The following is a 12,431-nucleotide window of genomic DNA, read 5'->3' on the forward strand; positions in this document are numbered from 1 at the left end:
AAAGTAAAATATAAGTAATGTTTATGTTAAGTTATTGTTAAGAAGGAGAACTATCGTATGAACTATACTATCATACTTGCTCTGATGGGAGGCCTTGGCCTCTTTCTTTATGGGATGAAACTGATGAGCGATGGACTTGAGAAAGCTGCCGGTGCGAAGCTTCGCCGGATTCTTGAAATATTTACTACAAACCGTTTAACGGGTATGTTAGTCGGAATCTTTTTTACCGCTGTTATTCAGTCCTCTAGTGCTGCTACTGTTATGGTAGTCAGCTTTGTAAATGCAGGGCTTATGAACCTGTCTCAGGCTGCTGGAGTTATCCTTGGTGCTAACATTGGTACTACTGTTACTTCCCAGCTTGTTTCTTTTAACCTTTCTGAGATTGCCCCTGTCTTTTTAATGGCGGGTGTTATTATGGTATTATTTATAAATAATCCTACCGTTCAGAAAGTGGGAGAAGTTATTCTTGGATTTGGTGTTTTATTTATGGGATTAACTTCCATGTCAAGTGCTATGTCTGTGTTAAGGGATTCACCTTTGATCACATCTTACCTTCAGACGCTGGATAACCATTTCCTTGGTGTTTTATTTGGATTTATCATGACTGCGATCTTACAGAGTTCTTCTGTTACTGTAAGTATCGTTCTTTTGATGGCATCTCAGGGATTATTACATCTTCCAATCTGCTTCTTTATTATTCTTGGATGTAATATGGGATCTTGTGTGTCCGCATTGCTTGCCAGCTTAAGTGGTAACAAAGGTGCAAAACGTGCTGCGATGATCCATTTCTTATTTAATGTATTTGGAAGTATCATCATCTTTACAGGACTTAGCTTTGCACTTACTCCTATCACAAACTTTTTCTTAAGTATTTCCGGTGGAAATCTTGGACGAAGTGTTGCAAATGCTCATACAACATTTAAGATCATTGAAGTATTATTTATGTTCCCATGTACACCTTTAGTTGTTGCATTAACAGAGAAGATCATCCGTGGAAAAGATGAAAAAGTTCACCATAATGAACTGCAGTATATTACAGAGATTTCCTTAAAATCTCCTGCAACAATGATCCCTCAGGCGAAGAATGAGTTAAGACGTATGGCTAATATGGCACAGGAGAATTTAGACCATGCCATCCACGGATTTCTAAATCAATCCGATGAATTTGTTGATAAAATCTATCATCGCGAGGAAGATATCAATAATGTCAGTCATGCGATCACTGATTATCTGGTAAAGTCCAACCAGCTATCACTGCCTTTAGCCGATCAGAAGATCTTGGGTTCCATGTTTTATGTTGTTAATGATATCGAACGTATCGGTGATCACGCAGAAAATTTTGCTGATTTTACAAAAACAGAGATCAAACATAACACTGGACTTACTGGAGATGCAAAAGAAGAAATCAAAAAGATGTACACTGCTGTTTCCAAACTGTTAAAACTTTCCCTGGAGTGTTTCATGGAACAAGATGGTGTCAACAAACCTGAAGAAAAGCTTGCTGAGATTGCAATTCTGGAAGCTTCGATTGACAAAATGGAACGCAGATATCAAAAACACCATATCAAACGTCTTGCCAAAGGCGAATGTGAGCCAAGAGCTGGTTTATTGTTCTCCGATATGCTTTCTGAATTAGAGCGTATTGCTGATCATAGTGTGAATATTGCTTATTCCATGAGTGATGAAGATGAAGATGAAATACTTGCTGCTGAGAATGAAGCCCTCACTGCTAAAAATTAAATTTGAGTTGAACCTAGAATATAAGAAAAGGATCTGCAAACCCTTTTGATACTTTATGTATCTTTGATCTGCAGATCCTTTTTCTTTTTTTCTTTTATAACTCTATCACTTTATAATCTATAGGTGCTACATTTGTCTTGATCACAGCGTTGCTCAAGTTCTTTAACAGCGCCTGTAATGCATTCTCATTGACCCCTTCTTTGACCTTGTTGAGATCTAGATTGATCTCTTCTTTTTTCATCGTCGGATTGACGAGAAGTAATATTGCTTTGTTCTCACTTGCTTCTCCAAAGACATCTTTTTTCTCGCTGATAAATCTTAAGATCGCAAGGACATTTTCAGTCGGTGCCATATATAATGCATATCCTGTCTGTAAGACTTTTTCACGGTTTCTAAGGCTAGTCAGTCTCAAAACTTCCTGATAGGTTTCTTTGTCATTTTCAAAAAATGCTCCTCGGTTAAATGGGTCCATCAGTCCATGCATTCCATATTCGTCTCCATAATAAATGCATGGCATTCCTGGGACAAAGAACTGAACTGCCATTGCAAGTCTTGTGAGTGCTTTTCCTTTCTGATCCATCTTTGATGTTATAACATATTCTGCCTGCTGCTCTCTCGATGGCAGATTCTCATTCATTCCAGTTGCAAGTGTTGTCCGAATTCTTGGAATATCATGAGAAGATAACAGGTTCATCAGTGCATAATACAATGGTTTTGGATAATTACACTGCTGGGATATCAAGAATGTCTTCATATCTTTGGCACTTTGATTACCGAGTAAATAATCTGTAACGTTGACTTTCAGCGGATAGTTCATTGCGCTGTCTAAGCCTTTACCCAAAGCATATTTACGTTTCGTTCCGTAACTTTCTTTGGTTGTGACATCTTCCCATACCTCACCGATCAGTGTATAATTCTTGAATTTCTTCTTTAATTCACTTCGCAATTTAAAGATAAATTCATCTGGAAGTTCGTCTGCAACATCCAGACGGAATCCTGATGCTCCAAGTTTTAACCAATGTTTGATCACCGAATCTTCTCCTGTGATAATGTAATCAACAAACTTTTCATTTAATTCATTGACTTCCGGCAGTGTTTCAAACCCCCACCAGCTCTTATAAGTTCCATCTTCGTTAAAGTCATACCAATCATAGTACTTTGACTCTTCCCCTTGATATGCCCCTGGTTCTTCGTAATTTCCCTTTTTGTTAAAATAGACACTATCATCCCCAGTGTGGGAATATACCCCATCCAAGATCACATGAATCCTGCGTTCTTTTGCAAGCTGGCATAGCCGCTTAAAATCTTCGTTATTTCCAAGGAATGGATCGACTTTCTTATAATCTGATGTATTATAGCGGTGGTTTGATGCTGCTTCTCCAATCGGATTCAGATAAATACAACTGATCCCCAATCGTTTCAGATCATCAAGTTTGGATATGATTCCCTCAATATCTCCACCAAAATAATCACATGGATCATAAAATTCTTTTCCTGGAAGTGGTCCAAATACTGGCTGTTCTTCCCAGTCATCATGCAGATAGACCGTTCTTCCCATACTTTCATGATATGCTTTCCCACGTTTCATATTTTCTTTGTTTCCCTGACAGAAACGATCTGGGAAAATCTGATACATGATTCCTTTTGACATCCACCTTGGGGTATCGAAATCTCCTTCATATACGGTAATCTGAAAACTATCCGGGTTGTCATCAACGATCATTCCTTCTCCTTGTGTCTTCCCATGTCTGGCTCCATAAAAATAACATTTCCCATGTTCCCAGATTCTGAAATAATACCAGACAACACCTGCTTCACTGGTCATCTTTATGTGTTCTTCCATGCAGTCTTTTTTTCGTTTCATCTCATACTCCCGGTGAAAACTTTCAGAATACATGATGATCTCTGCCTTATTGACTTCCTGCCCTACATCATACAGGCGGATCATCATCTCGCTTCCACATGTGACTGCACCTACGGGAGTTCTGTATTTTTCTACTGACGCGTTATGAATCATAATTTAATCTCATCTTTTTTGTAACTCTTATTTTACTGGTTTCAGATTCCAGATTTTTTCATTATATTGTTCAATCGTTCGGTCTGATGAAAAATATCCGGATTTTGCTGTATTAACAACTACTTTTTTGATCCATTCATCCTTATGATCGACATACAAACGATATACTTTTTCATATGTTTCGATATAAGACGGAAAATCTGCAAGTATGTAATATGGATCTGCCTCTCCATATTCCCCAAATAAAAGATTCTGGTAAATCTCTGAATATTTTCTGTTTCCGTATCGTAACAGATTTCCTTCGATCAGACAATTACATACATCACGGATTCCTGGATGATTCTCGAAAATAATCCCTGGATTGTATGTATGGTACATTTTTTTATTGTAATTACCCTCAGCGCTGTCTCCGAAAATAAAGATATTCTCCTGACCTACACGCTCTGCGATCTCTATATTGGCTCCATCCATAGTGCCGATCGTCAATGCACCATTCATCATAAATTTCATATTTCCTGTTCCAGATGCTTCCATTCCTGCGGTAGAAATCTGCTCACTGATATCTGCTGCCGGAATCAGCATCTCCGCAACCGATACACAATAATTTTCTACGAAAACCACCTGAATCTTTCCGTCCATATCTGGATCTTTATTCACCATTTCCTGAATGGAATGGATCAGCCTTATGATCTCTTTTGCCCTAGCATATCCCGGTGCTGCTTTCGCCGCAAAAATAAATGTGATCGGTGTTGTAATACATACTGGATCTTTTTTGATCTTCTGATATATATAAATGATATGCAGACATTTTAACAGCTGTCGTTTATACTCATGCAAACGTTTGCAATGAACATCAAAAATAGATTCTGGGTTCACTTCGATCCCTTGCTTTTCTTTGATATACTTTGCAAAACGGATCTTATTATTTCGTTTGACCTTCTCATATTTTTTACAAAATTCTTTGTCATCTTTATATGGAAGGATCTGTTCAAACAGACGGTAATCCTTTAAAATATCCCCTTTCACATACTCTCTTACCAGATGATATAGCCCCTGATTGGCCAGTGCTAACCAGCGTCTGTGTGTGATCCCATTTGTGATCGCAAGATATTTTTGTGGAAAGATCTGATAAGATCCTTTAAAAATCCTCGTTTTTAAAATATCAGCGTGAAGATTTGAAACACCATTGATCCTGCGGCAAAGAGCTACGCATAGGTTTGCCATGCGGATCTCATTGTTTCCGATCACTGCCATCTGTGCGATCTTTTCTTCTTCCTTGCTGTAATATACGGAAAGTTTCTGACAGTATTTCTCATTGATCGCGCAAATGATCTGATAGATTCTTGGAAGCAGTAAACGAAACATATTCTCATCCCAACATTCCATTGCTTCTGTCATGATCGTATGATTCGTATAATGAAATATCTTCTTGACCATACCATATGCCTCATCCCATCCAAAATCTTCTTCATCCATCAAGATCCTCATAAGTTCTGGCATCGCCAATGCCGGATGTGTCTCATTGATCTGAATGACAACATGTTCTGGCAAGGAGTTCAGATCATCAAATACTGCTTTATGTCTCTTGATCATCGACTGCATCGTTGCAGATGCCAGAAAATAAAACTGTTTTAAACGCAGCATTTTACCCTGCATATGATCATCTGACGGATATAAGACTTTCGAGATTGCTTCTGCAAATGTCTGGTCTGCCATCGCTTTATCATAGATTCCTTCATTAAACGAATGAAAATCGAACCGCCGCTTGCTTCTGGCACTCCACAGACGAAGAGTTGCTGGCGTCTTAGTCTTGTATCCAATGATCGGTACATCATATGGGACTGCAATGACGGTATTATAATCTTTATGTTCAATCTTTAATCCATTCTCTGTCCAGTTTTCTTGAATCGTTCCATTAAAATGTACTTCCACACTTAATTCCGGGCGCTCGATCTCCCAAACATTTCCATCTCTTAACCAGTCATCTTCCATCTCAATCTGCGTTCCATCTACAATTTTCTGACGAAACATTCCATATTCATATCGGATCCCGCATCCGAGTACTGGAAGTTCCATCGTAGAAAGTGAATCCAAAAAACATGCTGCCAGTCGTCCTAGTCCTCCATTTCCAAGTCCTGCATCATTTTCTTCATCCGTGATCTTATCAAAATCAAGTCCCATCTCCCAGAATGCTTCCCGATATGCCTCATATAATCCTTGATTGATCAGATTATTAGAAAATGCCCTTCCCATCAAAAATTCGGCTGACATATAGTAAAGTTTCTTAACTCCTTGCTCTTGTATCCTTTTTCTGCTGTCTGCCCAGGATATCATGATATCATCCCTGATACACTCCGCTGCTGCCTTATAGATCTCATCATTTGTTGCCTCACTGATCGTTCTTCCAAGTGCATGAATTAATTTATTCTCAATCCGTTGTCCGATCTTATTGCTGTCCATATAGTCCATTGTGATCTAAGCCTCCTTTCTAGTCTTTATCTTTGACCTGTAAATTTATCTCATTTTTTGTCTTTATGAAGAATGGGCATCTTAAAATAAGATGCCCATTCTTCTTTTGAATTTATAATACACTATTATACATATCAAGATAAATCTTTGCAGATTTTGCAAAACTGTTATCGGATTCCATCGCTCTTTGGATCAATCCATGTTTTCTCTTTGGACTCTGCAATGTCTGTAATGCATAACGGATTGCTCCCAGCATCTCATGTGCATTGTAGTTTGCAAATGAGAATCCATTTCCTGTGTCCTCGTATTCATTGTAACTTTGTACTGTATCACGAAGTCCACCTGTCTCACGTACGATTGGAAGTGTTCCATAACGAAGTGCGATCATCTGAGAGATTCCACATGGTTCAAATTTGGATGGCATTAAGAAGAGATCACTTCCTGCATAAATCTGGTGTGCAACTGCATTATCATATGCGATATATGAGCATACTCTTCCTTTGTATTTTTCTTCCATGTAACGGAAAAATTCCTCATATTCATAATCACCCGTTCCGAGAATGACAAATGCGACATTCTCTGTACACATGATCTCATCCAACATGTATTTCACAAGATCCAGACCTTTCTGCTCTGTTAATCTTGTAACCATACCGATGATCGGAACTCCTGGTGTGATCGATAATCCAAGAGCCTTGATCAGTTCCTGTTTATCTTTCTTCTTTCCAGAAAGATCATCTTTGTTAAAATGATATGGAATCAATGGATCTGTCTCTGGATTAAATTCTTCCTGATTCATTCCATTTAAGATTCCCCATGTATCTCCTGCTCTCGCATTTAAGATACCTTCCTGACGGTATGCAAATGCTGGATCACGAATCTCCTGTGCATAAGTTGGACTTACTGTGCTTAAACGATCTGCAAACACAAGTGCTGCTTTCATGAAACTTGCACATTCATAGTTATGCATAAATTCTGGTGTGTCATACTTTGGATCGATTCCTAACCAATGTTCAAACTGATCGAAACCAAATTCTCCTTGATACATCATATTATGGATCGTAAAGATCGTCTTTGCATGTCCAATATCCCAATGTCCGTACTGTGTGCGGAGTAAGATAGGGATCAGACCTGTCTGCCAGTCATTGCAATGGATGACGTCTGGAATAAATCCAATACGGCTTGCTGCTTCGATCACTGCACGGCAGAAGAACGCATACTGCTCTCCTTCTGCAAGTCCACCACGATATACCGCATCACCAAAAAATCCTTCATTATCGATCAGATAATATGTAACTTCATTATAAACCAGTTCTTCTACACCTACATATGTTTCCCCACCACTAAAATTGATGTTGAAATCTGCCAGATGTCTTGTCTGTGCGCCATATTTCCCTTTCATCTGACTATGAAACGGCATGATCACACGGGCATCCGCACCGATCTGATTCAATTCCTTTGGAAGGGTTCCCATAACATCCGCTAGCCCTCCAAGCTTCACAAATGGTGCACACTCTGCCCCTGCAAGCAGCACTTTCAGTGAATTGTTATTACTCATTAACACTTGCTCCTTTCGGAATAAATACTGGATGGTTTGATGATCCTGATAAGTGTGCATTTGAATAAACTTTTACGTGTCGGTCTAAAATTGTATGGTTGATCTCTGCCTGTGGTGCGATAAATCCTTCTGCCATAACAACAGAATTCTTGATCACAGCTCCCTCTGCAATCTGTGATCCACGGAAGATGACAGAGTTTTCAACTTCACCATCAATCTCACATCCACTACTGATCAGGCTGTTGCTGACTTTCGCATTTGGTCCGTATTTTGCTGGTGCTCCATCGGCAGATTTTGTGTAAATTCTTCTATTACCCAAGAATAATTCTTTGTAAACATCTGGTTTTAACATATCCATATTTACATTGTAATATGCTTCTAAAGATGTAATACATCCTACATATCCTTTATATTCATATCCCTGAATTACAAGACGATCGAAGTTTGGAACGATAACATCAAAGAAAAAGTGTTTCTTATTATGTGCGATCGCTGTCTCAATAAAATCGATCAATAATGTTGTCTTCATGATATAAGCATCCATGCTCTTCTTATTTGAACGATGTTTTCCTTCAGAATAGCACATATCAAGAACTTTATCGTCTTCATCTGTTTTTAAATAAACACCATCATAATCGCAGTTTGTTGAATCATCACTGTTATCAAAATACATCAGTGTGATATCTGCTCCTGATTTGATATGTTTATCTAACATATCCTGAAAATCTGCATTACAGATCACATAAGAACGTCCTAATAATACATATTTTTCTTTTGCTTTCTTTAAAAATCCAAGTGTTCCACGAAGTCCATCCATAACACTTGCGTATTCTCCGGATGGAGATGCATCATTAATATATGGTGGGAAGATATATAATCCTCCACGTTTTTTGTTTAATCCCCAGTCTTTTCCTGAATTCACATGGCTCAACAGTGAATCGTAATTTCTTCTTGTTAATAATCCTACATTCTTAATCCCTGCATTTACCATGTTACTTAACATAAAGTCAACTGTACGATAACGTCCACCAACCGGAAGTGCTGATAAACTTCTGGAGCGTACAAGGTCTTTTAATTTTCTATTTTCTTCTCCTGCATTGATAATACCTAACATCTGTTTATCCATATCTTCAATCCTCCTAGTGTAAGATGGTATCTGGGTAGATCATTGCTCCGTCTTCAACAGTCGCATTCTCTAATGCAACACAATGATATCCGATTACAGTTACATTATTTCCTTCTCCAACCTTGCATCCCTGCTCGATGACTACTTCTTCATCGATCAGTGCTTTGTCGATCTGACAGTCTGTTCTTACAACAGTATCTTTCATGATCACACTGTTCTTAACTACACTGCCTTTTCCGATCTTAACACCAGAATGGATGACACAGTTCTCTACTTCACCTTCAATAACACATCCATCGGCAAGAATAGAATTCTTAACAGATGCACCTGGTGCTATATAATGAGGAGGTAATGAGAAGTTTCTTGTGTAGATTCTCATCTTATCATCATTTAAGTCAATCTGAGGATTTTCATCCAGAAGTTCCATATTAGCTTCCCATAAACTGTCGATCGTTCCTACATCTCTCCAGTATCCATCAAATGAGTAAGCATACATCTTTCTTCCATCTTCTAACATTCTTGGAATAATGTTCTTACCAAAATCGTGTTCTGACTCTGGATCATTTCCATCATCGATCAGATACTGACGGATCAGTTTCCATTTAAAGATATAGATACCCATAGAAGCTTTTGTACTCTTTGGTTCTGCTGGTTTTTCTTCGAATTCATAAATACGTTCATCTTCATCTGTATTCATGATTCCAAAACGTTTTGCTTCTTCATAAGTTACATTCAGAACTGAGATCGTACAATCTGCACCTTTCTCTTTATGATACTGAAGCATCTTGTCATAATCCATGGTACAGATCTGGTCACCAGATAATACAATGATATGATCTGGATCAAAATTATCAATGAAATTGATGTTCTGATAAATCGCATCTGCCGTTCCACGGTACCAGTTACCTGTTTCTCCCTTCATATATGGAGGTAAAACATAAGCACCTCCGTTTAAGCTGTCAAGATCCCAGAATCCTCCAGTACCAATATATGCATTTAACTCCAGTGGTTCATACTGTGTTAAAACTCCGACTGTGTCAATTCCTGAGTTTGTACAGTTTGACAGTGGGAAGTCAATGATCTTATATTTTCCACCATAGGATACGGCTGGTTTTGCTTTCTTCTGAGTTAATGCGAACAATCTGCTTCCTTGTCCCCCTGCAAGCAGCATCGCAACGATTTCTTTTTTGTTAATCATAGCTCTTTGTCCTCCTTTATTTTACACCTTGATCATTATTCTTTTTTGTTCTTCTTGTCTTGCTTGTTCTTTTTTTTGGCTGTTCCTCTTCTTTCTCTGTTGTTTGCTTTGTTACCTTTATATCTTCTTTTTTTGGAGTGTCTTTCTTAGTCTCCGGCGCCTCTTCTTTTGTTACTTTCTTTGTAACTTCCAGCTTTTTCTCTACTGTTTTCTTCACAGCTTCTGTTTTCTTCTCCTGTGCTGCCTTCTTTGCTGGCTCTGCTTTCTTTGCAGTGGCTTTCTTTGCCGGCTCTGCCTTCTTTGCTGCACTCTTTCGTGGTTTTGTCTCCACTTCCTCGATCTTATAGTAAACAACACTTAGTGGTTTTAAGGAAATTTCTGCTGCCTGTTGGTAAACAGCTTTCTTTCCTTCAGATGGTACTTTCACCTTCTTCGTTGAAACTTTAGATTCGGAAACATCTCCATCTCCACCAAAATCAAGCTCACTGCTGTCTAAGATCTTCGTAAGTTTTGATTTCTTTGGTAATGGAACCTTGTATTTATCCCATTCCATCGGTGTAAAATTGCAGACACAAAGAATCTGTTGTTGTTTTCTTCCTCTGCCCTTCTTATTCTTTCGTATAAATGCTACAACACTGTGGTCTGCATCACGTTGCAAGCACCATTCAAATCCTGCTGGATCCTGATCTAATTCATATAATGCCGGTTCAGATTTGTAAATCTCATTTAGTTTAGCTACATATTTGTGGAAAGAATCATGCATCTCATACTGATCGATCAAGAACCAGTCAAGCTGTTCTTTGTCTCTCCATTCTACAAATTGGGCGAATTCTCCACCCATAAATAATAATTTCTTTCCTGGATGTGCCATGGTAAATCCATATAATGTTCGCAGTGAAGCAAACTTCTCATCATATGCACCATACATCTTATTGATCATAGAACCTTTGCCATGAACAACCTCATCATGTGAATATGGAAGAATGTAATTCTCACTGTAAGCATAATCCATAGAGAAAATGATCGCTCCATGATTATCCTTACGATACAATGGATCAAGTTCCATATAGTAAAGAGTATCATGCATATATCCCATATTCCACTTGTAAACAAATCCTAGTCCTTCCGGATCATCAACATCACTTGTTACCTTTGGATATGCTGTTGATTCTTCTGCGATCGTCAAGAATCCCTCATGTGTTGTACGAAGTGCTTCGTTTAGATTGCGAAGGAAATCAACTGCTTCATAGTTGATATTGGTTCCATCTTCATTCGGCACATATTCTCCTTCCTGTTTCCCAAAGTCAAGATATAGCATTGCAGATACAGCATCAATACGAATTCCATCGATATGATAAATATCTGCAAAGAACATCGCACTTGAGATCAAGAAGCTCTGTACTTCTGGTTTCCCATAGTTAAATAATAAAGTTCCCCAGTCAGGCTGGCTTCCCTTCCTTGGATCCTCATGATCATAAATATGCGTTCCATCAAACATTGCCAGTCCATGTTCATCTCTTGGAAAATGTGCTGGGACCCAGTCAAGGATGACACTGATCCCTGCTTTATGTAACTCATTGATCATATAATTGAAATCTTCTGGTGTTCCATATCTTGATGTTACACCGTAATATCCTGTTACCTGATATCCCCAAGAAAGATCATATGGATATTCTGTGATCGGCATCAGTTCAACATGTGTATATCCCATCTCTCCAAGATAAGGAATCAGCATGTCCGCAATCTCACGATAATTATAAAATTCTCTCTCTTCTTCCTGCGGCATTCTCCATGTTCCAAGATGCAGCTCATAGATAGACATTGGCTGATCTAATGCCTGGCGTTTCTTCCTCTGATTGATAAAACGTTTATCAGACCATTTAAAATCATCGAAATCCCAGACTTTCGAAGCTGTATCTGGTCTGCATTCTGCATAAAATGCAAAAGGATCACTCTTATATCTGCAGATTCCATCATAGCCTTCTACATGATATTTATACAGATCACCTTTCTTCAGTCCTTCAATCTCGATCGTATAGATCCCGTCTTTGTCACCTTTCATCGGATGCGCAAGAGGATTCCAGAAATTGAAATCACCTACGACACTGACTGACTTTGCATTTGGAGCCCAAACAGTAAATCTGTGAGTCTTTGTCTTCTTCTGATAATGGCATCCAAATGTCAGGTATGCCTGCCTTGCCTTTCCCGTCTGAAACAAATACAAATCCTCACGATTGATAGTTTCATTCATAGTATAACTCCTCCTTAAAACTTCAAAACAAAGAATTCTTGTGATTGAATCCCACACTTACAGAAAATCTTA

General features: G+C 38.5%; 7 protein-coding genes. 1 reads left to right on the plus strand and 6 read right to left on the minus strand.

What is annotated here, in order from left to right:
- Nucleotides 1–57: 57 nt before the first annotated feature.
- Entirely contained in the window at nt 58–1,740 is a 1,683-nt protein-coding gene (locus QUE18_RS09825) for a Na/Pi cotransporter family protein (RefSeq protein ID WP_009203007.1), read from the plus strand.
- A 94-nt stretch (nt 1,741–1,834) separates the two neighbouring features.
- Here QUE18_RS09825 and QUE18_RS09830 read toward each other — a convergent pair whose 3' ends face one another.
- From QUE18_RS09830 to glgB, 6 genes are all read right to left on the minus strand, one after another.
- Nucleotides 1,835–3,757, minus strand: coding sequence for a glycoside hydrolase family 13 protein (locus QUE18_RS09830; protein ID WP_009203008.1), 1,923 nt, complete (start codon nt 3,755–3,757; stop codon nt 1,835–1,837).
- Nucleotides 3,758–3,784: 27 nt separating this feature from the next.
- On the minus strand, nt 3,785–6,226 hold the full coding sequence (locus QUE18_RS09835) for a glycogen/starch/alpha-glucan phosphorylase (protein WP_009203009.1): 2,442 nt from the start codon (nt 6,224–6,226) through the stop codon (nt 3,785–3,787).
- A 112-nt stretch (nt 6,227–6,338) separates the two neighbouring features.
- Nucleotides 6,339–7,784 carry a glycogen synthase gene (locus tag QUE18_RS09840; RefSeq protein WP_008391575.1) on the minus strand — a complete coding sequence of 482 codons (1,446 nt, stop codon included), beginning with the start codon at nt 7,782–7,784 and terminating at the stop codon, nt 6,339–6,341.
- Nucleotides 7,777–8,910, minus strand: a complete 1,134-nt coding sequence (gene glgD, locus QUE18_RS09845; RefSeq protein ID WP_008391576.1) for a glucose-1-phosphate adenylyltransferase subunit GlgD — start codon at nt 8,908–8,910, stop codon at nt 7,777–7,779. The genes QUE18_RS09840 and glgD overlap by 8 nt, the downstream gene beginning before the upstream one ends.
- A 13-nt stretch (nt 8,911–8,923) precedes the next feature.
- Nucleotides 8,924–10,108, minus strand: a complete 1,185-nt coding sequence (locus tag QUE18_RS09850; RefSeq protein ID WP_008391584.1) for a glucose-1-phosphate adenylyltransferase — start codon at nt 10,106–10,108, stop codon at nt 8,924–8,926.
- Between the two features lie 16 nt (nt 10,109–10,124).
- Nucleotides 10,125–12,359, minus strand: a complete 2,235-nt coding sequence (gene glgB / locus QUE18_RS09855; protein ID WP_009203010.1) for a 1,4-alpha-glucan branching protein GlgB — start codon at nt 12,357–12,359, stop codon at nt 10,125–10,127.
- Nucleotides 12,360–12,431: the final 72 nt, after the last annotated feature.

Source organism: Anaerostipes hadrus ATCC 29173 = JCM 17467, from assembly GCF_030296915.1.
GTDB lineage: Bacteria > Bacillota > Clostridia > Lachnospirales > Lachnospiraceae > Anaerostipes > Anaerostipes hadrus.